At 68.4% G+C, this 21288-nt stretch carries 29 protein-coding genes; 13 read left to right on the top strand and 16 right to left on the bottom strand.

The window, feature by feature from the left end; translation table 11 throughout:
• Nucleotides 1-31 precede the first annotated feature (31 nt).
• The 4 genes from OG963_RS05445 (at nt 32) to OG963_RS05430 (ending at nt 3879) form a co-directional block, all read left to right on the top strand.
• Nucleotides 32-1177: a glutamate--cysteine ligase gene (locus tag OG963_RS05445; RefSeq protein ID WP_093770818.1), complete on the top strand. Its 1146-nt coding sequence runs from the start codon at nt 32-34 to the stop codon at nt 1175-1177.
• Nucleotides 1178-1408: 231 nt separating this feature from the next.
• Nucleotides 1409-2935, top strand: a complete 1527-nt coding sequence (locus tag OG963_RS05440) for an MFS transporter (protein WP_093929036.1) — start codon at nt 1409-1411, stop codon at nt 2933-2935.
• Complete coding sequence (locus OG963_RS05435) at nt 2886-3488, top strand: TetR family transcriptional regulator (protein ID WP_176901969.1); 603 nt, start codon at nt 2886-2888, stop codon at nt 3486-3488. Before OG963_RS05440 ends, OG963_RS05435 begins: the two co-directional genes overlap by 50 nt.
• A gap of 100 nt (nt 3489-3588) precedes the next feature.
• On the top strand, nt 3589-3879 hold the full coding sequence (locus tag OG963_RS05430; protein ID WP_093770824.1) for a DUF1330 domain-containing protein: 291 nt from the start codon (nt 3589-3591) through the stop codon (nt 3877-3879).
• 160 nt (nt 3880-4039) lie between these two features.
• Here the strand turns inward: OG963_RS05430 and OG963_RS05425 are convergent, their stop codons facing one another.
• The 9 genes from OG963_RS05425 to OG963_RS05385 form a co-directional block, all read right to left on the bottom strand.
• Entirely contained in the window at nt 4040-4612 is a 573-nt protein-coding gene (locus OG963_RS05425; RefSeq protein WP_093770826.1) for an alkaline shock response membrane anchor protein AmaP, read from the bottom strand.
• Nucleotides 4609-5136 carry a DUF6286 domain-containing protein gene (locus OG963_RS05420; RefSeq protein ID WP_093770828.1) on the bottom strand — a complete coding sequence of 176 codons (528 nt, stop codon included), beginning with the start codon at nt 5134-5136 and terminating at the stop codon, nt 4609-4611. The genes OG963_RS05425 and OG963_RS05420 overlap by 4 nt, the downstream gene beginning before the upstream one ends.
• Nucleotides 5133-5534: an Asp23/Gls24 family envelope stress response protein gene (locus tag OG963_RS05415; RefSeq protein ID WP_093770830.1), complete on the bottom strand. Its 402-nt coding sequence runs from the start codon at nt 5532-5534 to the stop codon at nt 5133-5135. Before OG963_RS05415 ends, OG963_RS05420 begins: the two co-directional genes overlap by 4 nt.
• Nucleotides 5506-5715 carry a hypothetical protein gene (locus OG963_RS05410; protein WP_093770832.1) on the bottom strand — a complete coding sequence of 70 codons (210 nt, stop codon included), beginning with the start codon at nt 5713-5715 and terminating at the stop codon, nt 5506-5508. Before OG963_RS05410 ends, OG963_RS05415 begins: the two co-directional genes overlap by 29 nt.
• A gap of 166 nt (nt 5716-5881) precedes the next feature.
• The gene (locus OG963_RS05405) at nt 5882-6382 is read right to left on the bottom strand and encodes an Asp23/Gls24 family envelope stress response protein (RefSeq protein WP_093770834.1); all 501 of its coding nucleotides are present in this window, start codon (nt 6380-6382) and stop codon (nt 5882-5884) included.
• A 91-nt stretch (nt 6383-6473) separates the two neighbouring features.
• Complete coding sequence (locus tag OG963_RS05400) at nt 6474-6683, bottom strand: hypothetical protein (RefSeq protein ID WP_371798573.1); 210 nt, start codon at nt 6681-6683, stop codon at nt 6474-6476.
• 119 nt (nt 6684-6802) lie between these two features.
• Entirely contained in the window at nt 6803-7240 is a 438-nt protein-coding gene (locus OG963_RS05395) for an Asp23/Gls24 family envelope stress response protein (RefSeq protein ID WP_371798572.1), read from the bottom strand.
• Nucleotides 7241-7284: 44 nt separating this feature from the next.
• Nucleotides 7285-7836: a hypothetical protein gene (locus OG963_RS05390; protein WP_218133070.1), complete on the bottom strand. Its 552-nt coding sequence runs from the start codon at nt 7834-7836 to the stop codon at nt 7285-7287.
• Nucleotides 7833-8423 (bottom strand): RNA polymerase sigma factor, encoded by a 591-nt coding sequence (locus OG963_RS05385; protein WP_093772167.1) that lies wholly within the window; start codon nt 8421-8423, stop codon nt 7833-7835. Before OG963_RS05385 ends, OG963_RS05390 begins: the two co-directional genes overlap by 4 nt.
• Before the next feature lie 510 nt (nt 8424-8933).
• Here OG963_RS05385 and OG963_RS05380 point away from each other — a divergent pair.
• From OG963_RS05380 to OG963_RS05370, 3 genes are all read left to right on the top strand, one after another.
• Nucleotides 8934-9614, top strand: a complete 681-nt coding sequence (locus tag OG963_RS05380; protein ID WP_371798571.1) for a histone protein — start codon at nt 8934-8936, stop codon at nt 9612-9614.
• Between the two features lie 6 nt (nt 9615-9620).
• The gene (locus OG963_RS05375; RefSeq protein ID WP_093770842.1) at nt 9621-10574 is read left to right on the top strand and encodes an SRPBCC family protein; all 954 of its coding nucleotides are present in this window, start codon (nt 9621-9623) and stop codon (nt 10572-10574) included.
• Nucleotides 10575-11435: 861 nt separating this feature from the next.
• Complete coding sequence (locus OG963_RS05370) at nt 11436-11792, top strand: DoxX family protein (RefSeq protein WP_371798570.1); 357 nt, start codon at nt 11436-11438, stop codon at nt 11790-11792.
• Between the two features lie 335 nt (nt 11793-12127).
• Here the strand turns inward: OG963_RS05370 and OG963_RS05365 are convergent, their stop codons facing one another.
• Together OG963_RS05365 and OG963_RS05360 are read right to left on the bottom strand one after the other, a co-directional pair.
• On the bottom strand, nt 12128-12349 hold the full coding sequence (locus OG963_RS05365) for a helix-turn-helix transcriptional regulator (RefSeq protein WP_030934887.1): 222 nt from the start codon (nt 12347-12349) through the stop codon (nt 12128-12130).
• The gene (locus OG963_RS05360) at nt 12349-12840 is read right to left on the bottom strand and encodes a DUF2975 domain-containing protein (RefSeq protein ID WP_030934889.1); all 492 of its coding nucleotides are present in this window, start codon (nt 12838-12840) and stop codon (nt 12349-12351) included. Before OG963_RS05360 ends, OG963_RS05365 begins: the two co-directional genes overlap by 1 nt.
• Before the next feature lie 496 nt (nt 12841-13336).
• Between OG963_RS05360 and OG963_RS05355 the strand changes: the two genes are divergently transcribed.
• Entirely contained in the window at nt 13337-13510 is a 174-nt protein-coding gene (locus tag OG963_RS05355; RefSeq protein ID WP_078879319.1) for a CsbD family protein, read from the top strand.
• 879 nt (nt 13511-14389) lie between these two features.
• Here the strand turns inward: OG963_RS05355 and OG963_RS05350 are convergent.
• A complete protein-coding gene (locus tag OG963_RS05350; RefSeq protein ID WP_093770846.1) occupies nt 14390-14821 on the bottom strand; it encodes a nuclear transport factor 2 family protein in 432 nt (143 codons plus the stop codon).
• Between the two features lie 86 nt (nt 14822-14907).
• On the opposite strand from OG963_RS05350, the gene OG963_RS05345 reads away from it, so the two are divergent.
• Nucleotides 14908-15477, top strand: coding sequence for a PadR family transcriptional regulator (locus OG963_RS05345; protein WP_093929031.1), 570 nt, complete (start codon nt 14908-14910; stop codon nt 15475-15477).
• Nucleotides 15464-16282, top strand: a complete 819-nt coding sequence (locus OG963_RS05340) for an SGNH/GDSL hydrolase family protein (protein ID WP_093770850.1) — start codon at nt 15464-15466, stop codon at nt 16280-16282. The genes OG963_RS05345 and OG963_RS05340 overlap by 14 nt, the downstream gene beginning before the upstream one ends.
• 170 nt (nt 16283-16452) lie before the next feature.
• Here OG963_RS05340 and OG963_RS05335 read toward each other — a convergent pair whose 3' ends face one another.
• On the bottom strand, nt 16453-16803 hold the full coding sequence (locus OG963_RS05335; RefSeq protein ID WP_030934895.1) for a VOC family protein: 351 nt from the start codon (nt 16801-16803) through the stop codon (nt 16453-16455).
• 214 nt (nt 16804-17017) lie between these two features.
• On the opposite strand from OG963_RS05335, the gene OG963_RS05330 reads away from it, so the two are divergent.
• From OG963_RS05330 to OG963_RS05320, 3 genes are all read left to right on the top strand, one after another.
• Nucleotides 17018-17503, top strand: coding sequence for a TetR/AcrR family transcriptional regulator (locus OG963_RS05330; protein ID WP_093770852.1), 486 nt, complete (start codon nt 17018-17020; stop codon nt 17501-17503).
• 1 nt (nt 17504) lies between these two features.
• Nucleotides 17505-17870, top strand: a complete 366-nt coding sequence (locus tag OG963_RS05325) for a hypothetical protein (RefSeq protein WP_093770854.1) — start codon at nt 17505-17507, stop codon at nt 17868-17870.
• A gap of 330 nt (nt 17871-18200) precedes the next feature.
• Nucleotides 18201-18479 carry a hypothetical protein gene (locus OG963_RS05320; RefSeq protein WP_093770856.1) on the top strand — a complete coding sequence of 93 codons (279 nt, stop codon included), beginning with the start codon at nt 18201-18203 and terminating at the stop codon, nt 18477-18479.
• A 76-nt stretch (nt 18480-18555) separates the two neighbouring features.
• Here the strand turns inward: OG963_RS05320 and OG963_RS05315 are convergent, their stop codons facing one another.
• From OG963_RS05315 to OG963_RS05305, 3 genes are all read right to left on the bottom strand, one after another.
• Nucleotides 18556-19086: a GNAT family N-acetyltransferase gene (locus OG963_RS05315; RefSeq protein ID WP_093770858.1), complete on the bottom strand. Its 531-nt coding sequence runs from the start codon at nt 19084-19086 to the stop codon at nt 18556-18558.
• Nucleotides 19087-19197: 111 nt separating this feature from the next.
• Entirely contained in the window at nt 19198-19746 is a 549-nt protein-coding gene (locus OG963_RS05310; RefSeq protein ID WP_371798569.1) for a cysteine hydrolase family protein, read from the bottom strand.
• Nucleotides 19743-21215, bottom strand: coding sequence for an MFS transporter (locus tag OG963_RS05305; RefSeq protein WP_371800267.1), 1473 nt, complete (start codon nt 21213-21215; stop codon nt 19743-19745). The genes OG963_RS05310 and OG963_RS05305 overlap by 4 nt, the downstream gene beginning before the upstream one ends.
• Nucleotides 21216-21288 lie beyond the last annotated feature (73 nt).

Below are 21288 nucleotides of genomic sequence, written 5' to 3'. Positions count from 1 at the left end.
CCCCCCAGACGTGCTCGGTCGAGCGGGCGCGATGACCAACTCCGCGTGCGGGGGATCGGTCAGCCAGCCGAGGAGAGGGGGCACGGCTGTGCGGAGTGTGGGTGTCGAGGAGGAACTCCTCCTGGTCGACGCGGAGAGCGGTGAACCACAGGCACTGTCGACAGCGGTTCTGGCCATGGCGCACCGACATGCCGAAGGAGAGTGTGCTTTCGAGTCCGAACTGCACCGCCAGCAAGTCGAGTTCGCCACCCGGCCTCGGACCGACATGGACGAGCTGGCGGACGAGATCATCCGCCGGCGGGTGGAGGCCGCCGGTCATGCGGCCAATGCGGGGGCCGCCGTGGTTGCGCTGGCCACGTCCCCGCTCCCCGTCAGCCCGACGGTCGGAACCGGTGAGCGATACCAGTGGTTGGAGCAGCAGTTCGGACTGACCGCGCAGGAACAGCTGACATGCGGATGCCATGTCCACGTGTCGGTGGAGTCGGACGAAGAGGGCGTCGCCGTGCTGGACCGCGTGCGGCCCTGGTTGTCGGTGCTGTTGGCCCTGAGCGCGAACTCGCCCTTCTGGCAGGGCCAGGACAGCGGCTACAGCAGCTATCGGAGCAGGGTGTGGGGCCGCTGGCCGTCGGCAGGCCCGGTAGACGTGTTCGGCACCGCGGAGCGCTATCACGAGCAGATTCAGGCGCTGCTCGACACCGAAGTGCTGCGCGACAGCGGAATGATCTACTTCGATGCGCGCCTCTCCCACCACTTCCCCACCATCGAAGTCAGAGTCGCGGACGTGTGTCTCGATCCGCTGGTCACGGTGCTGCTGGCCACCCTGATTCGTGGTCTGGTCGAGACAGCGGCGTGTGAATGGCGAGCGGGTGAGCCGCCTGCCGAATTCCCTACGACTCTCCTGCGCATGGCTGCCTGGCGGGCAAGCCGTTCCGGGTTGGACGACCGACTACTCCACCCTCTCACCATGCATCCCGAACCCGCTGAAACCGTGGCTCGCGCACTGCTGGCACATGTGCGCGGGGCCCTGGAGGAGAGCGGCGACCTGAAGGCGGCAGAGGACGGGCTGGGCGCCTTGCTCAGTGCGGGAAACGGCGCGTGCGTCCAGAGAGACCTGATGCAGCGGACCGGTAGCCTCCACGCCATCGTCGCGGAGTGCGTCCGGCGCACCCGAGGATGAGACGAAGCCCCGCACTCATCACGGCGTGGGATGGACGACGAACCGCGCCCCCTCTCCGACCAAGGCCCCTATAAGGCCGTCGTGGCAGGCCGCGTCCACGCAACCGCATTGCGAGGTGAATGGCGTTCACCTACAGTGGTGAACGCCATTCACCTTCAAGGGGGTTTCGCGGTGCCCACTGATTCGCCATCCCCATCCCCATCCCCATCCCCGTCCGCCGATCGCCGCGTCATGGCGGTTCTGGCGGCAGGGGGCATCGTCACGACGCTGGTGCAGACCGCCGTCGTGCCGCTGCTGCCGCAGTTGCCTCGGCTGACCGGCGCGGCGCCGGTCGATGTCGGGTGGGTGGTCACGCTCACGTTGCTGACCGGGGCGGTCGCGACGCCGTTGCTGGGGCGGGCCGGGGACATGTACGGCAAGCGGCGGATGTTGTTGGTCGCGCTCGGTGCGCTCGCCGTCGGGTCGCTGGTGTGCTCGTTCGCCTCCACTCTCCCTTGGCTTTTGGTGGGGCGTGGGCTGCAGGGGGTGGGGGCCGCGGTGGTGCCGCTGTCGATCAGTTTCCTGCGGGGCGTGCTGCCGCCGCATCGGACGGGTTCGTCGGTTGCGCTGATGAGTTCGACGGTGGGGGTCGGTGCTGCTCTCGGTCTGCCACTGGCCGCGCTGCTGGTGCAGTTCGCGGACTGGCATGCGATGTTCTGGGCGATGACGGTGCTCTCGACGGCGGTGCTCGCGCTGGCGTGGTGGGTGCTGCGGGAGAAGCCGGTTCGGTCGCCGGGGCGGTTCGACCTGGTCGGGGCGTGCGGGCTGAGTGCGGGGCTGGTGCTTCTGCTGCTGGCGTTGTCCAAGGCGGGTGAGTGGGGGTGGGGCAGTCGGCGGGTTCTGGGTCTGTCGGGGGCGGCGCTGCTGATCCTGGCGGGCTGGACCGTCCAGCAGCGCCGGGTGTCGCGGCCGCTGGTGGACGTGCGGCTCGCGATGCGTCCGACGGTTCTGCTGCCGCACGTGGCCGCATTGTTGGCCGGGTTCGCCTTCTACGCCAACTCCCTCGTCACCGCGCAGCTGATCCAGACGCCCCGCGTCACCGGGTACGGTCTGGGTCTCTCGGTGGTGGCGGCGGGTGCGTGCCTGCTGCCCAGTGGTGTGATCATGGTGCTGTCCGCTTCCTTGTCCGCCCGACTGTCCGCCGCCCGTGGGGCCAAGGCCACGCTGACCCTGGGCACGGTGGTCATCGCGGCCGGGTATGGGCTGCGCTTCGCCGACAGTCGGCAGTTGTGGGCGGTCATCGCCGGAGCGGCCGTGGTGTCGGTCGGCACGGCGCTCGCCTACTCCGCGCTGCCCATGCTGATCATGCGGGCGGTGCCGCTGGAGCAGACCGCCGCGGCGAACGGCCTCAACGTCCTCATGCGCACCATCGGGCAGGCCCTGTGCAGCGCGGTGGTCGCCACCGTGCTGGCGCAGCACACCCGCGTGTTCGCCGGCGTGTCGGGCGTGGCCGTGGCGGCGCCTACCCTGGACGGGTACCGCGTGGCCTTCGCCGCGGCGGGGGCGGTCGCGTTGCTGGCCTGTGCGGCCGCCCGCCTCATCCCGCGCCGGCCGCGACCCGCGCCGTCCCCCCTTCAGGAGGCTGAACACGATGCCCGGCCCGAGCTCCGCCTCCGCCCGCAGCGGCCGCCCGCGAACGACGTCCAGGAACCCGCCGGCACCGGCACCGGTGTCGCCGAGGCCCGGTCCGGCACCGGACCAGGCGGCACGACCGCGTGACGCCGACGCGCGGCGCGCGGAGATCCTCGCCGCCGCCCGGCGTGCGTTCGCGCGCCATGCCTACGCCGACACGACCATCGCCGCCATCGCCGAAGACGCGGGCGTCAGCCCGGCGCTCGTGATGAAGTACTACGGATCCAAGGAGCACCTGTTCGACCAGGTGTTCACCTTCGACGCCGACGCCACCGCCCTGTTCGACGCCCCTTTGGACGGCCTCGCCCGGCACATGGTCCTGCACCTGCTCGCCACCCAGCGCGGCCAGACCCGCGACCCGATCCTGCGCATCGCCTTCTCCCGTCACCACCTGGAACTCGGCGGACAGGCCCGGGCCAACTTCCGCACGCAGGTCATCGACGCCCTCGCCGCCCGACTCCATGGGCCGGACGCCGCGCTGCGTGCGGAGCTGGCCATCGGCGTGCTGCTCGGCCTCGGGGCGATGTACGCAACCGTCCAAGCCGACCAGCTCACCCGGCTCGCCCCCGACGAAGTCGCCGACCTGTACATCCCGCTTCTGCAACCCCTGCTCAGCGGCGAGGCTCCGACGGGTCGCTGAGCGGTACGTTCCCTGAATCACCCCGGTGATCTTCCGCCGGGTGCGCTCGCTTGCCGCAGTGAACGTCAGACGTGCACCTTCCCGAACACTGGAGTTTCTCATGGCCAAGGGCTACTGGGTCAGCGCCTATCGCACCATTTCCGACCCCGAGAAGCTGGCTGCCTACAACAAGCTGGCCGGTCCGGCCGTCGCGGCCGGAGGCGGGCGGCTGCTCGCCCGCAGCGGGCGGGTCGTCGCCCATGACGACGGCGTCGCCGAGCGCGTCGTCCTGATCGAGTTCGACAGCTTCGAACAGGCCGTCGCAGCTCACGCGAGTGAGGCCTACCAGCAGGCGCTGCTCGCCCTGTCCGACGGCGTCGAGCGCGACTTCCGCATCATCGAAGGCGTTTAAGAGCTGTCCCGTAGTCCCTGGTGGATCGGCGCGCGGCGTCGGATGCGGTGCATCGCAAGGCGGAGGGGCCTGATGTTACTGGGCGTATTCGGGCGTCCCGACAACGTGGCGAGGTGCCGTAGCTGTCGCCGTGTGCCCGCCAGGGACGACGGGAGAGCCCTCAGCGTGCGCGGACGCCGGTGTGGGTGGTGAGGCGGTACTCGACGGTGAAGGGGAGGGTGTCGAGGTCGAGCGCTTGACGGAGCCGGGGAAGCCCGTGCGCGTCGAGGTGATGGTTGATGGTGGTGAGATCAGCGCCTCGCTCGGTGCTGATCACCATGGCGAGGATGGGGTCTTGGCGGGTTCCGGCGAGCGTGGCGTGGGCGTGGTGCACGCCGGGGTAAGCCGTGACCTCCCCGAGGAAGGGGGCGGTGGCAGTGTTCGCGGCCAGTTCGGTGCTGCCTTGTTCGGGGTTCTGCTCGATGCGCCAGGTGTGAGTCCTGGGGCGCCGGGTGAACTGTGCGGCCATCCAGCGCAGGATGAGCAGCCCCAGAACGATGGCCGTGGCGGCGGCAATCCAGAGTGCCCAGGTGGGCGGCTCGGCGGTGGTGGCAGCGAGTGTGGCGTCCGAGTCCAGGAAGGTGAGGTGGCCGAAGTGAGCCGCCACGGCGAAGGAGCTCGAGGCGAGCAGGAGGACGCCGAGCGCGGCCAGCAGTGTGCGGTTGAGACGGGCTGGGCGGTTGAGGCTGGTCATGGTGCGTTCCTGGTGGCACGGAGCCGGATCTTCACGGCCGGCCGGACGAGCGGGGTGAGTTGGTCGAGGCGCCGATCCAGGGCGGCGCTCACGGCATCGGCGAGCCCCGCGGTGTTGGTCCGGTCGGTGCGGATGCGGGCGACGATCCTTCGGCGGCCCAGTTTCAGCCTCGCTCTGCTGACACCGTCGACGCTCGAGGCCGTGTTCTGCAAGGCGTGGAGCAGGCTACGCCTGGTGATGCCGGCGTCCAGGTCACCGGTCAGCGGCAGGACGGTCGGTTTCCCCGGCAGGAGGGCCGCGAGCAGGAGGAGTAGCCCGAGCAGGGCGAATGCGCCGCCCGCAATGAGGGTGGTGGTGTCGCTCCAGCGGGTGCTGTGCAGGGCGTCAGCGACGGAGTGGTAGCTGACGAGCGCGCCCTGACCGGTGATCAGCTGAATGGCGACGACGGCGGTCAGCACGCAGGCTGCCAGCAGTACCAGCGCGGTGAGCGTGGCCGGGATGGTGCGGCGGGGCCGGCATTTCATCGGACTCTCCTGGTCGGTGAGTCGGGAGCGCGCAGTGCAGTGACGGTGATGTCGACGCGGGTCACGGTCAGACCGGTGAGGTCCGCGACGCGGCGTACCAAGCGTGCGCGGGCGTCTTCGGTGGTGTGAGCGACGGATTGTGGATAGGCGACGGACAGGCGGACATCGAGCGCCGCGGCCGAGTCGCCACTGACCTTCGCGGCAACGTGGGCCGAGCCTTCGGAGTGTTCTCCTGGGACCGCGATGCCCAGCAGCCGGCCGGCCGCTCCGCCGATGTTCTCGACTTCGGTCAACACCCGGGTGGCGATACGTTCCACGGTGCGGTCGGAGATCGTCGTGGTGCCTCGCTGCGCCGCGCCGGAGTCCCGTTCAGCTGACGTGGTGATCGCGGTGTCCATGGAAGTCGTCCCTGTCACGTCCGGTGAGCTGGGCGAGGTCGAGCTTGCCGTCGAGGTATCGCCCTACCAGCAGCCCGACCGTCCCGAGAACGAGGACGATGAGGAAGGCTTCGAAACCGCCGAACGCAGCGGCGAGGCCGAGGACGAGTCCTGTCAGGAGGCCTATCTGAGTGGACGTCATGTCAATTCTCCTTGGGTGCCGTAGGTTGCCCCCACAGTGGCCATGTGACATCGAGTCGCGGTGTGCGAGGCCGCACAGATGGACCCTGACGTGGACAGACCCGTGGCCGGGCCCCAGCCGTCTGTAGGCGACGTACGGTGTGTGCGGTGCCGGGGGATGGGAGCGGCTACTGGACGCGGCTGCCGGTGTCCTGGTCGTCACCGTCACTGTCGTCAGCCGGGATGTGGACGTCACTGACATTGATGTTGACCTCGACGACCTCCAGGCCCGTCATGTGCTCGACGGAGTCGATGACGTTGTTGCGGACGTCCTTGGCCAACTCGGGTATGGACACTCCGTACTCGACCAGCATCTGAAGGTCCACGGCCGTCTGCTTCTGACCGACCTCGACGGAGACGCCCTGTCCGGCGCTGGCGGAGGCTCCGGGGATACGCCCCTTGACTGCGCCGAACGCCCGTGCCGCTCCGCCACCCAGCTCGTGTACGCCGGGCACCTCGCGGGCAGCGATACCGGCGATCTTTTGGACGACGACATCGGCGATGGTGGTGGAGCCCTGCCCGGAGGCTTGTGCAGAGGAAGCTTCAGGTGCGCTGGTGGCACTCTTCTCCGTGTCGCCTGCGGCAAAGGTGGAGGGCACGGCGGTATTCGTGGTGGCTGGGTTCGTCATGGTGCTCTCCTCGATTATCTGGCTCCGGACGAGGCGGCTTCGCGCTCGTCACACCTGAACGACCCGTGCCGGGGGAGAACGTCATGGCCCTTCAGGCACCCGCGCCACTCGCGTGAACGACGGAGGTCAGGGCGGCGGCATCGATGTCGCAGACGACAAGGCGCAGCCGGGCGTCCTTCCACCCGGTCTCCTTCAGCGCTGCGCGCAGGGCGGCCTCGGCCTCGCGCAGGATCGGAGGAAGGGGGAGGGCGAGGGCGACGACGCGGATCTCGATGAGTTCTTCGTCGATGCCGACAGCCATGGTGTCAAGGTTCCAGGGCACGCGTGAGCCCACGTGGGTGGTGGCGGGGGTCGCCGGGCGCAGACCCGGGATCCTGCCCAGGACAGCCAGAAGGGAGTGTGCCAGCTCTGATCTCGGAGTCACCACGCACCGGTCCGATCCAAGTCGATATCCATGATCGACACCACGACGGACTGCGGAACGAGGCCCGTGGCATCGGCGACGGCACGCATGACCTCACGCTGGACAGCCCGCCCCACGGCCCAGGCCTGTTCACGCCCGGAGGCGACCATGTCGATGGAGGCGTGCAGGCTCGACGGCACGACTGTGTGGTCGACCGTGATGCTCACACCCTCGGTCGGGGCCGGGGCGAGGCCGTTGATCCTCTGGCGCACCGAACGCGCCACCTGGGAGGCGAGTCCGGTCAGGCCGGGCTCGAGCCGTACGACACCAGGGACGGCGACTGCGGCTCGGGCGGCGATTGCGGCGATCACGGGCTCGGCGATCACCCACTGGGCACGGGAGACCCGTGTCTCGTCGTCCGGCACGGTCGTTGCCGTCACGAACACCTTGTCCATGTGCTTCAGCCTCTCTCGACAGTCTGCTGCCGGATCCCGGGGATTCATGCGTCGTACAGGTCTTCCACGGTCAGGTCCAGACGCACCAGGACTATCCCGACCCGTGCTGCGGCTGCTGCCCGGACCCGCTCGCGCACCTCGTCGACTGCGTCGGCGGAAAACCTGCGGTAGGCCACCGCGAGGCTCATTTCCACGTCCACCGCGCCCTTCCTGTCCGTGACGGAAATCCGGCAGTGCCGTGCGCGTACACCGTCGACGGAATCGGCGGCACATCGGAGGACGGCAGCGACCGCTTGTTCGCTGATCTGCACTGCGCCCGGCTCCGCGCCGGGCAACGCGAGCATGTGGTGACGGCGGACCTCTGCGCGCACCGCAGACATGATCCGTCCGGTCAAGGTCAGCGGAGGTCCGATCTCCTCCGAGGCGAGCTCGCCGGTCACCTCCTGCAGGATCACCAGGTTCTGCCGAGCCTCAGAGCAGTGCTCGCAGGTGAGATCATGGGTGTCAGTCAGGTCGGTGCCGTCCGGATCGAGCCGTTCCCACACCGTCTCCATCTTGCGGCCGCAAGACAGCACATAGCCCTGAGCGTCGCTCATTTCCATGGAGCCATCGCCTCCGCCAATTGCACTCGAGCGCGCGCTATACGTCCACGCACCGCCGTACGGGTCGTGCCCATGACCCCGGCGATCTCCTCGTAGGAGCGACCGTGCACCTCCCGCAACAGCCAGCACGCCCGCTGCTCTGGAGTCAGCCGCTTCAAAGCGGCAGCGAGCGCGATCAGCTGCTCGCTGACCTGTGCCGCCCGCTCCGGTGATCCAGTCACCTCGGCGGATTCGCGACGGTCCAGGTCAGCCTGTGCGACGGGTCTACGTGCCCGGATGATGTTCAGGCACCGGTTGCTCGTCGTCCGGTAGAGCCAGCCCACGAAGGCTGCATCGTCCCGTAGCTGCCCCAGCCGCCGCCAAGCGGTCAGGAACACCTCTTGCACCACGTCCTCGGCGTCGCCGCGGCTCGCGAGCATATGTAGTGCCAAGCGGTACATCGGCCCCTGATAGCGGCGCACCAGTACCTCGAAGGCGCGCATGTCGCCGTCACGGGCACGGACCACCAACGTGGCATCGTCCAGTCCCACCTCCGGGGCGAGGGAGGCGGGCTGTGAACCGAGACCGGCAGACGACGTCACCTGCACAACCTTCCTGCGCCGGGCAGGCTGTCGGTCGCCTTCTCACGGACCTGCTGGCATACCGGCAGAACCCGCCCCGCAGTAGAAGGACACGACAACCGTGCCCGCGTCACGGCACATCAAGTATCCGTCAGACATCGGGGCCACCGCAGGGGTCGGCGCCGACGCCGAGGACCGGCAACCACAGCTGGCAACCGCAGATGCCACGCGGCGCGCCCCCGCATCAGGAGGCGGAGCTTTCCAAGGTGCGACTGCCACGATACGGGCGAGACTGGTGAGTACAGGACCGGCATCAAGTGATGGCTCTCGTGCCGAGGCGACCTTCCGTCGTGGCCGCAACCGCCGGGCTGTGGAGGGTCGGCCTCGCCCGGAGTGAACAGGATCAGGCGCCCCCTTCGTCGCGCTCCCGAAATCGGCAGTGGCTGTCAGGGCAGAGACCCCTGACAGCCACAGAGCCGCAGTTCGCACGGCAAGGGTGGGTCCCGCGGGAACGTTGAAGGTGACGTGCGCATGGACGATCAGACCAAGCTGACTCTCGCCGCGGCCCTTCTCGGCGGATACGTACTGGGCCGCACGAAGAAGGGCAAGCTCGCGCTGAGTGTGGGGACTTATCTGGCGGGCAAACGGTTGGGCCTTGACCCGCGCCAGCTCGCTACCGAGGGAATGCGCATGCTGGGGGAGATCCCGCAGGTGGCCGAAGTGCAGGACCAGCTGAAAGGTGAGTTCATCGAGGCCGGCCGCAAGGCAGTGACAGCGGCTGCGACTCGCGGCATGGAGGCGCTCGCGGACACGCTCCGTGACCGCACTGCCAACCTCGGCGAGAAGGATGAGGCTGAGCCGGAGGAGGAGTACGAAGAGGAGGAACCGGAGGAGGAAGAGGAAGCGGCACCGGAGGAGGAAGAGAAGGAGCCTGAACGCGGACGCCCGCAGCGCCGGAGAAGCTCCCGGAAGCCGGCTCGGCCCGGGAGGGGCACCGCGGCAAGGCGAGAGAGGGCCCCCTCTACCCGGAGCTCGTCCGGGGCGGCGGCGAAGGAGCCATCCCGGAAGAAGTCCTCCGCGACGAAGCCGGCCGCGAAGAAGTCAGCCCCGGCGAAGAAGTCTGCTGCCAGGAAGCGTGCTCCCGCGAAGAGGGCGGCGTCCTCGGGGCAGGTGGCGAAGAGGACATCCAAGCACGCTGATCGCCGGAGGTGACCCGTCATGGCTGCGAAGGAGACGAAGGATCGCGAGACGCAGGGGTCGGGGGCGGGCGGACTGGGTGAGGCGCTGTCGGGTTTTGTCGAATCGCAGGTGGGACGGCTCGCGGAGAAGGCAAGCGACAAGCTCACGGACGTCACGGGGCAGCTGACGGATGTGGCGGAAAACGGCGGGTCACTGCTCAAAGTCGGCTCGCGCGTCCTCGGGGGCGAATCCCCCGTGAAGGCGTTCTTGTCCGAGAAGGCCAAAGGCGTCAAGGACAGTGTCGTGGGCAAGGTCAAGGAGGCGTTCGGCGGCGGCAAGGGCAAGTCCGGCAGTAGCAAGAGCATGAACATCATTGAGGTCCTCGATGTCGGAGTGCCGCTTCGCACGGCCTACGACTACTGGACCCAGTACGAGGAGTTCAGCAGCTTTACCAAGGGCGTTCGCAGCGTGTCGATGGGCGACGAGATGGGCAGCGACTGGAAGGTCAAGGTCGGCCCCTCTTCCCGCAGCTTCAAAGCGACTGTTCAGGAGCAGATTCCGGACGACCGGATCGTCTGGAGCTCCGAAGGGGCCAAGGGGACGACCAAGGGTGCCGTGAGTTTCCATGAACTGGCGCCGACGCTGACGCGGATCGTCCTGGTCATGGAGTACTACCCTTCCGGGTTCTTCGAAAAGACCGGAAATATTTGGCGGGCCCAGGGCCGCCGGGTTCGGCTGGACTTCAAGCACTTCCAGCGGTACGTCACTCTCGCCGACGAGGAGCCGGAAGGCTGGCGGGGCGAGATCCGAGACGGTGAAGTCGTCATGTCGCACGAAGACGCCGTGGAAGAGGAAGAAGCGGCACAGGCCGAGGACTCGGAGAATGACGGCGAGTACGAGACCGCGGAAGACGGCGATGCCGAGGACGAAGGGGAGGACGTGGAGGAAGACGAAGGGGAGGACGAGGCCGCGGATGAGGACCGGGAGAAATGATCTCGGCATGCGGCATCGGACCGGGTGGCTCACACCGTGACGATCCGCCTCCTGCCTTGTCTCGTCGGCGGGAGGCGATGCGGCGGTAATGAGCTGCAAGTCTCGAATGACGGCTCGGCATCCAGCGTCTGCCGCGTGCGGCGCATAGTTGGGGGGCAGGCCGGGGGCAGATGGTGCTCGATCCGGTAGTGAGACCACCGAGGGCCTTGTCGTCGACCCGGCCGCCGCGAACGTGCAGCGCGGCACCGCCCGGCAGACGGAGCGCCGCTGGGGCACGTACGGAGTCGTGACAACCTGCTGACTCGCCCTTGTGACGGGGTCTGATCCTGTAGGTCGTCTTGCGTGACGCGAAGGCAACTGTTTTATACGGAGTGGGAGTTCACCTACACCGCCCTGCGATCGGCGAGTGCGGCCCGTACCCCGATCGGCTGCAGCAGCAGTTCGAGTGCGTGGTCCGGCGCTTCAAGACGGGCGGGCAGTGGGGGGATGTGCCACAGGAGTTGGACGCTTGGTCGACCTCGCTACCGACCGGAAGGCCCGTCCTCCGCAAGCCATCCCGACCGCGGGGCGGGCCGCCCGTTGGTCACAGCACTGTTCGAGCTTCAGGAGTAGCGCGCGAGGTCGGTTGGCCGCCCGGGGTCGTGCCTGGGCAACCCGGGACGATCATCAGGGAGCAGAAGACACCCCAGTCCCCCGACAGCGCCTTCGCGCGATGCTCAACGGTCAAGGGGAGTTCGAGACCATGGGCACGCCCGGCTGCCGAGCGATGTCACAAATCGAGTCGCCGGTTCGTCGTCCAGGAGAACGGCATCCCACGACGGAGTGCCCGGCAAGGCTATTGGCCACAGAAACGGAGAAAACGTGTTCGCTGCCTACGTCACGGTCACCATCCTCGGTGCGGTCTTCAACGGTGCCGCCGCCGTCACCTACCTGATAGGCCACGAATACCCCAAGACCCAGGCGGACATGAAGGGCGTGCCCCGGAAGTGGGTACCGGTGCTGGGCATGCTGCTGGCAGCGGGCACCGTGGGGTTGCTGGCCGGGCTCGCCGTGCCGCTCCTTGGGACCCTCGCCGCCTCCGGTCTCGTGCTGTACTTCATCGGCGCGATCATCGCCCACCTGCGGGTGGGCTCCCGCAACATCGTCGGCGGGATCGTGTTCCTCGCTACCGCGGCCGCCGGCCTCGCTCTGGGCCTGGCCGACCACGGACCCTGGTAACCCGCCGGCCAAGAGCTCGATGGGTGTGACCTGTCCCGCAGCGAGCCTGGTGACCGCGTAGACGCTCTTGATCCTGACCTTGCCGGTCTCGCGGTCCACTCGGCGGTCGGCTCCGGCTGCCCTCCCGACGACGAACCCCCGCCCTTCCGCGATGGGAGAGCAGGGGTATGCGGTGGGGGCGTTCGCAGGTCGTGATCGTCGACCAGGACGGTGCGGTACAGGTCAACCGGTATCTGCCCAACGAGGCCGGGACGGTGCTGCGGGTGATCGGCGATCCACGTCGATGGGGTCCACGTGCCGTGTCACGGATCTTTTCGCGCCCGCCCTGGCGTACGTCATGCGCCCACGGCGTCTTCGGCCTCCCAGCGCAGCAGGTCGCCCGGCTGGCACTTGAGCACCTCGCAGAGCGCGGCGAGCGTCGCGAAGCGCACCGCCTTGGCGCGGCCGTTCTTGAGTACCGCCAGGTTGGCGGGGGTGATCCCTACGCGGTCCGCGAGCTCGCCCACGGACATCTTCCGCCTGGCCAGCATCACGTCGATGTCGACGAAGATCGGCATCAGATCACCTCGTCCAACTCGGCCTGCATCTCTGCCGCTTCGACGTCGCGCGCGACGGCCTGGGCGAGCAGCATCCGCAGCACGAGGACGATGAGCGCGACCCCCAGGATGGCCAGGCCGATCCCGCCCATGATGACGGTGACACCCGGGTCCTCCCGCTGGCCCGGCGCATTGACGGCCGTGACCGCGAACCACAGCAGGGCAGCCGCCACGATCGCGCCGATCACGGCGTCCACGTACCGGAAGGCGGCGTGGGAGAACACGGTGCCGCGTCGCACCATCGTCACCAGCCGCCAGACGCAGACCAGGGCGACCTGGGCCGACAACATGCCCAGGATCGTGATCACGCGCAGCGCGGTCAGTGGGAGCGATCCGTCCTCCGGGTCGCTCCCACTGATCAACACCCACATCATCCCCGCCTGTACGCACACGGTGCCGGCGAGCACCACCACGAGTACGGCGCGCAGCGCACGCACTGTCAGCTTTCCCACGGTCCATCCTTCCATCGAGTTACGATGGGAATCTATCGAATGTCGATAGGTTAGGCAAGGGCTGGGGCGGCGAGTGGGTGGCGGACTCGCATCGCGGCGGGACGTCGCCGCCCCTCTCGGGCACGGCGGCTGGGTAAATCGTCATGATCTTGTCGAAGTCGGCCTTCTTGAGCAGAGATCGGACGCCACGCGACTCCGCCGAAGCCCTGCCTGTACAGGTGGAACGGGACGGTCGTGTGGGCGGCGCAGCCATGCGGGCTCGACGGGGCGTGGCGCAGTGCTGGGCGCTGCGAGCCGAAGGCCGGGAACCCGCCGGTAAGTCCGCGTGGGAATCCCTCTGCAAAGGCCTTGTGGGTCACGCCTGAGGGCGTTCGATCTCATCCGGACTTCACATAATCCCGTTTCGGCCCGACCGGTCGGTAGCTTGCGTGTACGGAGCCATTTACGGTTGATGTTGAAGTTGTCCATCAAGATTGAGAAGCGGGATGTGAGTGTCGTGGCCAAGGACGAGAAGGCCAAGGCCAAGGTGGAACAGGCCAAGGGCAAGGTGGAGGAAACCGCGGGCCGCGCGGTAGGCAACGAGGGTTTGACGGCCAAGGGCCGCGCCGAGAAGGCCAAGGGTGACGTTCGTCAGGCGAAGGAGAAGGCGAAGGACGCCTTCAAGCGCTGAAAAATGAACCCGGCGGGTCCGGTGCGGAAGGACAGTTGCGGGGGGTCGGCGTCATGGTCGGGCGGGGAATGCGTTGCCGTTCGGATATGGCAGATGCTCCTTCCCGAGCGGACGGCAAGGTGCCGACGTCGAGGACCCATCTCGCGTCTTCGTCTCTCTGGGCCGCGCATGATGGCAATTCCACCGATATTCGGCCGACGCCGCCCCGCCGTCGCTGTTGGCCCAGTGGAGTCGGCTTCGGGTGTGGCCCGGCTCCACTCGGCGTCGTTCTGGAGGCGCCCGGCACCGGAAGAGAGATGGACCGGTTCCGGTGTGCTCGAAGTGTTCGGCGTCCGGACCGCAAGGCGGACTGTCCGGACCGAATCCGACGACTGCGGCACGTCGGAGCCTGTGCCTGCCCATGCTCTCGGCCCGTCACGACCCGCGAACCCAGAGAATCCTGTGCCCGTATCGATCCTGCCGGACCTCGGCACGTGACTGGCGCCGACGCGTTCGGCGTCAACGAGGCCGCCGGGCTTCTGTCACATACGGCTTTGTCGGTCCGTACGAATGCCTGACAGCCCTCATCGCCGACGCCGGAGAGGTCGGCAACCTTGACCACAAGATCGTCCGGGCGACGCTGTCCGCCCACCGTGAGCGGGGCGGGGGAGCACCGTCAAGTCATGGACGAAGCTAGGCGCGATCGACACGAACATCATCGTGCTCGGCGCACGCCGAGCCCGGAGCGCTGTTCATCTCAAGTCGCTGAATCCTGCCCCCGGCGCCCGCTGGTCCGCGAACGCGTGGTCGCCCACGACCCCGAGTGGCCGACGCGAGAACGGGTGTGGCTCGGTGGGTACCCGGATCCTTGGCATCGGGGCGGGTGTTGCCGTGGTCCCTTCAGCGGCCGTCGGGCCGGGGAATGAGTCCGTCGGCGACCAGGCCGGCGAGTACCGCCTCGCCCAGGGCATGGACCGCGGACTGCGGGCGGACCATCACGGTGAACTCCTTGATCCGGCCCGTCTCGTCGAACTGGAGCAGGTCGATGCCGTGGATCTCCTTGCCGTGCACGGTGGCCCGGAAGAGGAGGATCGCCGACGGAGTCTCCTCGCCATCGGTGCTGGTCTCGGCCACGCCCTCGAAGTGTCCGATGTAGCGGAAGTCCTCGAAGGTGCGCAGCAGGACACCGAAGAGTCCCAGCACCATGGGCCTGCCCTCGAAGGGGGTGAACTTCACCGGGCTGTAGAGGCGGATGTCCTCGGTGAACAGGTCTTCCAGCGCCGCGAGATCGCCCTTCTCCACGCCGGTCCGGAAGCGTTCAGCAGTCTCCATGACTCCTCCTGATACTCAACGATGTGACTAGTCACTTTCTTGAGTATGATGCAGTGGCGGACAACGAAAGGGAAGGGGCGCCTTCGGTGGCCTTGCGACATGCCGTGCTGGCGGCGCTGCTGGACGGCGAATACAGCGGATACCAACTGGCCAAGGCGTTCGACGTCGGTGTCGCGAACTTCTGGTACGCCCTGCCCCAGCAGCTGTACGCCGAGCTGGCCAAGCTGGAGAAGGAAGGGCTGGTCGCCGGTCGGCAGGTGGTCCAGGAGGCGCGGCCCAACAAACGTCTGTTCCGGGTCACCGACGCCGGTCTCGCCGAGCTGGAAGAGTTTGCCGCATCCGTATCGAAGCCCTCGTTCATCCGCGACGACCTGCTCGTCAAGGTCCAGGCTGCCGACCACATCGGAACCGCACCGGTGATCGAGCAGCTCGAAGAGCGAGCGTCCGCAGCCGACGCCAGGATCGAGCTCTTCGGCAAGCTGCTGCGGCAGATGCGGGGCGACGTGGACGAGGAAGAGTTCCTGCGCCGAGGCGAGCGGATCGGGCCGTACCTGACCTGCCTGCGCGGCCTGGCCTTTGAACAGGGCAACCGGGACTGGTGCCTGCGGATCTCAGCCGTTCTGCGGGAAAGGCGGACGAGCCGTGAACAGCGGTGAATATCTGCGCTACGTGGCCCTGGGCGACAGCCAGACCGAAGGACTCGGGGACGGCGACGACATCACCGGTCTGCGGGGCTGGGCCGACCGGCTCGCCGAGCGCCTCGCGGCCGTCAACCCCTCTCTCGAGTACGCCAACCTGGCCGTACGCGGACGTGTCGCCGGCCAGGTCCGCACCGAACAGCTGGGGCCCGCCCTGGCCCTGCGCCCCGACCTGGCGACCGTCGTCGCCGGGGTCAACGACCTGCTCCGGCCCCGCTTCGACGCCACGGAGGTGGCCGGGCATCTGGAAGAAGTGTTCATGGCGCTCACAGCCACCGGAGCCCACGTGGTGACCCTCACCTTCCCCGACGTCGGGAAGATCGCGCCACTTGCCCGGCCGGTCAGGTCCCGTGTGTTCGACCTCAACGCCGGCATCCGTGCTGCGGCCGCCCGACATGGGGTCACGGTCGCCGAAACCGCCGTTCACGCCGTCACCACGGACCCACGGCTGTGGAGCGCTGACCGACTCCATGCGAGCCCGCTGGGCCACGAACGGATCGCCGCAGCCGTGGCGCACGCCATTCACCTGCCCGGAAGCGACGACGCCTGGACGCTCCCGCTGCCTCCGCAGGCGGTCCCTGCCGGTCGGCAAGCCGCAGCAGCCGAACTGCGCTGGGCGGCCGCATTTCTCGGACCCTGGCTCGTACGCCGTCTGCGGGGCCGGTCCTCCGGCGACGGCCGCACCGCGAAACGCCCCCAGCTCCTGCCTCTGAGCACCACGCCCGACGCCCCGGCAGACGCCGGTCCACGGGAATCGCCGTAGCGAGTGCATCCGCCCCGGGCGGGCTTCCCTCGAAGGATTCGGCGCTGTGCGCATCGCCGGGCCGGGCAGTGGGCGACCTCGCAGTCCGCGTCTTGGGCGTCGGTCGGCGGGCGCTTGACGGGGATCTCGCCGTCAGCCCCAGCGAGCCTGAGGTGTGCGGCATGTGCGCTTCACAGCTCGGTGGCTCGCTCGTGCCGGGGCTCGTACATGCCCACCTCGCCGCCGCCCGGCAGACGGAACCTGGTCAGTCGCCCCCAGCGCGCATCGGTGACTGCCTGTGTGAACTCCACGCCCTTCGTGGACAGGTTCTTCACCGTTGCGTTGATGTCGTCGCACATCAGGTAGAGCTCCTGCGCCTCCGGGCCGTCCGTGGGATGCACGGCGATCTCGGTCGGCGGAAGCTTGAAGATCAGCCAGCCACCTCCTGCATCGACGTGCGGATACTCCAGCACATCCCGGAAGAAGGCCCGGTCCGCTTCCGCGTCACGGCTGTAAATGATGACGTGTCCACCGGTGATCATGCGGCCAGGGTAAGCCCCGCCGCCGCGCTGCTGCGCCTGTTCCGCCGCCGGTGGTGCGACGGTACCTGCGGGAAGGCGTTCGCGCGCGCCGGGCCGTGGATCGGCACCGCCAGGGGCCTCCTCCGAAAGGCGTCCGCCTCCCGCGTCTCCAGCACCAACCATAAAAGAACACTCGTTCTTGACTGGACGTTCTTTAACCGCATACGGTCTTGCCATGGGACGACCACGCACCTTCGACACCGATCAGGCCGTCGGTACCGCGGCCACCCTCTTCGCCACGTACGGCTACGAGGGCACCTCGGTGGACGACCTGGTCACAGCCACCGGCATCCACCGAGGCAGTCTCTACAAAGTGTTCGGTTCCAAACGGAGCCTGCATCTGACCGCCCTCCGCAACCACCTCGACCACGAGATCCATCCCGCGATCGCCGTCATCGCCACTCTCACCGATCCCGCGCAGGCACTGACAACAGCCATCGCCTCGTACGACAACGGCCCGGCGGCCGGACTTCTCCTCCTCGCCGCCGCCGAACGCGCCCCCCACGATCCCGAGGTGGCCGCCATGGTCGCGGAAGGCATCACCGCACTGGAGGACGCCCTGCGCCCTTCCCACGGTGACGCCGCCCCTCAACTCGCCTCCACCGTCCTCGGTGCCCGCCTGCGCCTGCGAGCCCAACTCACCTCCGCTGAGGAGCATTGACATGGCCCTGATCTCCATCGACCGCGAACGCGGCCTACTGACCGCCGAAATCCAGGGTCTCGACAAGCTCTGGAGTCTCAAGAGCCGCCTGGAAATCCCCCTCGCCCACGTGCGTGGCGCCACCCACGACCCCGGCATCGCCCGCGAACGGAAAGGCATCCGCGTCGGTGGCACCAATCTCCCCGGTGTGATCACCGCCGGCCGCTTCCTCAGCAATGGTGAACGCCTCTTCTGGGACGTGAAGAACCCGGACAAGGCAGTCGTCATCGAACTCGCCGACGCCGAAACCTACGACCGCCTAGTCATCGAGGTCGATCATCCCCGTGCCACCGTGGCCCTCATCGAACAGTCCATCGCCCGGGGCTGAAGCATGGCTTGCGGCCTACTGCTCGGTTTCCCCGCTCGGCCGCCCGATTCGCGAAGTCGCACTGGCAACAAGGGTGGGGTCGGCCGAGCCTGCCGGCTGTGACCAGCACTTTCGCAGCAAGCCCCAGTGCGTCCTTGCCGGCTTCACGGGGAACGCGATTCTTCCGCCGTTCGCGTCCGCGTATCCCTGGGCGCGTCGGGAGACCTGGGGCGGCGTCGCGGTACCGACGGACAAGTTGAAGGGTCCGCGACCGTCATGGCGAGGGTGGTCCAAGCCGGTATGTCTCACGTACCGACTGCGTGATCCGCTGTATCGGCCTACCGTCGGGACATGAGCGAGATCTTCGTGATGTACGAGCTCGATCAGCCAGGTGCAGCGCGATCCATGACCGGTGCCTCACTGGTTGAGGGGCGGCCCGTCCGCTGCGTGCATGCAGCGCCGGCCGCCCCTGGGTCCACCACGACTCCAGGGCCGCGCACGCTGTGCGGTAAGGACACCTTCGCCATGATGCCTTCTCCCGGCCGGCCCACGGATCCTGATTCCTCGTGGTATGCGGCGGAGTACGCCCAGCTGGTCTGCGCGCAATGCGATGCCGTGATGGAGGGGTGATCGGTCCTCCGATCAGCGGTGCTCCCGCCGGCTCCAGCCCTGGAGGGCGTCCACCACCCAAGCGGCCTGATCGCCCCTATGGGGCGAGTGGCGACTTGTTGCTTGCGGCTCGACGGCGGATCAACACGCGGGTGGTGCTGCCGTCATCCTCATTCATGTCCCGGACATGCTCGAACCCGATTCCGTCCAGCAGGGTCAGTGAGGCCTTGTTCGCCGGGTCCACAGTGGCGTACACCTCGGTCAGTCGGAGGGTCGCGAAACCATGGGCGACGATCGCCTCGGCCAACTCGGTCCCCAGGCCGGCCCCCCATGCCGTCGGCGCCAGAGCGTAAATGATCTCGTGCCCCCCGACGACCTGGTTGGGCTTGATCTCGGCATGCCCGACGAGGAGTCCATGGCGACGAACGGCCCAGACATCGAACAGGCCCTGGGCATACACCTTCGTGAAGATGCGCCCGAACAGGGCACGGTCCGATGCTTCGGAAGCAGTGCCGTCACCCATCCACTGCGACACCCTGGTGTCCTGGAACAGAGCGACGAAGCCCTCTTCGTCCTCGAAGTGGTACGGCTCGAGGAGTAGCCGCTCAGTGCGCAGAGTCGGGGGCATGAACGGCGACGCTACTCACGCGACATCCACGTCGGCAAACCACTTTCGCCCGCGCGGACATCGCTCTTCTCGCCTCCAGGCCGGACACCGCTCGGCGGCGCAGGCCGTGTGTCAGGCGAGGCCGGAGGTCCAGGCGTCGATGGTGGTGACGTCGGCCTGGCGGGGGAAGACCTTCTCGGTCAGCACCCGGTGGACCTCGGGGTCGGCGTCGCCGCAGCCGTCGGCCAGGACGGTGAGACGGTAGTCGAGGTCGGCGGCCTGACGGAGGGTGGACAGGACGACGCCGCTGGTGGCGAGGCCGGTCAGGACGAGGTGGTCGATGGCGCCGCCGCGCAGGACGAGATCGAGATCGCTGCCGACGAAGGCGCTGACGCGCTTCTTCGTGACGACGCTCTCGCCGGGGCGAGGTGCGACGTCGGGGTGGATGGCGGCTCCGGGGTCACCTTCGACGAAGGTGCCGTCGGGCAGGGCGCCGAAGGAGGGACTGGACTTGGCCTCGGGATGGCCGGGGCGGAAGCCCAGGGCGACGTACACCACGGGGAGGCCCACGGTCCGTGCGGCGGCGACGGCTCGTGCGAGGCGCGGTGTGAAGCCGGGGTCGGGAACGCGTTCGGTGATGGCCTGCTGGACGTCCATCACGAGCAGGGCGGGGTTGGTCACGGTCGGTCCTCACGTGTCGCGGGGTGGGTCGGGTCGCCCTGTGCTGCGGGGCGCTGCGGGGCGGGTCCCGTCGGGCGGGGCTCGGAGACTTCGGCCACCGGTGGCTGTCCCGGGGGTTCGGTGTCGGTGGTGGTGTCGTCGTCGGTCGGGGCCCCGATGCGGCGCAAGGAGCCGTCGATGACGGTCAGCGCGAGGAACAGGCCGCTGACGGTGAGCATGAAGACGGCGAGGTGGTGCAGGCCGCTGGTGTCGGCGCGCTGGCCGAAAAAGGCGCCGTCGGCGGCGGACGCGATGATGGCGCCGAGGTAGCCGAAAGTGCGCAGCAGTCCGGCCGAGGAGCCCATGCGTTCGGCGTCGGCCTGATGGAACACGGCGTTCTGCAGGGCGAGGTTGTTCAGGCCCTGCGGGACTCCGAGAACGAGCACGACGGCCGGCAGCATCCATAGGGGGCTATGGGCGTGGAGGAGGAGCAGCAGGGCGCAGGCGGTGATCTGGCCGACGGCGCCGACGAGGAGCTTCCCGCGGATGGCCTGATGGCGTCCGGTGAGGGTGGAGACGACGATCGCGGTGGCGAAGAGCGGGAGTTGCACCAGGCCGGCCTGGGAGGCGGACAGTCCGCGGCCCTCCTGCGTCCACTGCGTGTATCCGTAGAGGAAGGCGTAGCTGACGACGTACGACAGCAGGGTCCGGGCATAGGTGGCGAGGATCGGCAGGTTGCCGCCGAGTACGCGCACGTCGATGAAGGGCTGCCGGGCGCGTAGTTCACGCCAGGTGAAGCCGGCTCCTGCGGCGCCGGTCAGGACCGGGAGGTACCAGGTGCCGCCGCCGGGGTTCATGAGGAACAGCAGGAGACAGACGAGGGCCGCCGCGAACAGGCCCATGCCCGGCAGGTCCAGCTCGCCCACCGGGCGGCGGCCGTCGTCGCGGCGGGGGGCGGGGGTTGCGGGGAGGCGACGGGCGCCGAGATACAGGCCGGCGAGAGCGAGGGGGACGTTGACGGCCAGGGTGGCGCGCCAGCCGCCGACACCGATCAGCAGACCGCCGAGGCTGGGGCCGATGACGGCAATGGTCTGGGTGGTGACGGCCAGGGCGGTGAGGACGCCGGCGGGACTCTTCCGGCCGGTGCGTCGGGTCTCGCTGCGGATGAGGTACATGGCGGCCGGATAGCCGGCGCAGGTGCCGAAGCCGAGGAGTACGCGTGCCGCGATGAGCGCGCCGAGGCCGGGGGCGAGCATGCCGACGATGCCGGCGACGCCGGTCAGTGCCGTCCCGGCCAGGAAGAGGCGGCGGGGCCCGAAGAGGTCGATCAGTCGTCCTACGACGGGTTGGCCGATGGAGGTGGCCAGGTAGAGGGCGGAGATGAGCCAGGCCGTCCGGGAGGGCGGTGCGCCGAAGGCGGCGCCGATCGGTACCAAGGAGACGGAGAGGATGGAGGAGTTGACCGGGTTGAGTACCGATCCCAGCATCATCGGGGCCAGCAGGCGTCGGTCGAAGCTGTCCGCCGACCGCTTGGCTCCGCCGGGGCGCAGCCGGCATAGCACG

It is taken from the genome of Streptomyces sp. NBC_01707, from assembly GCF_041438805.1.
In the GTDB taxonomy this organism is placed as follows: Bacteria; Actinomycetota; Actinomycetes; order Streptomycetales; family Streptomycetaceae; genus Streptomyces.
Note: the sequence above shows the minus strand (reverse complement) of the source record. Positions and strands in the feature narration are given on the sequence as shown.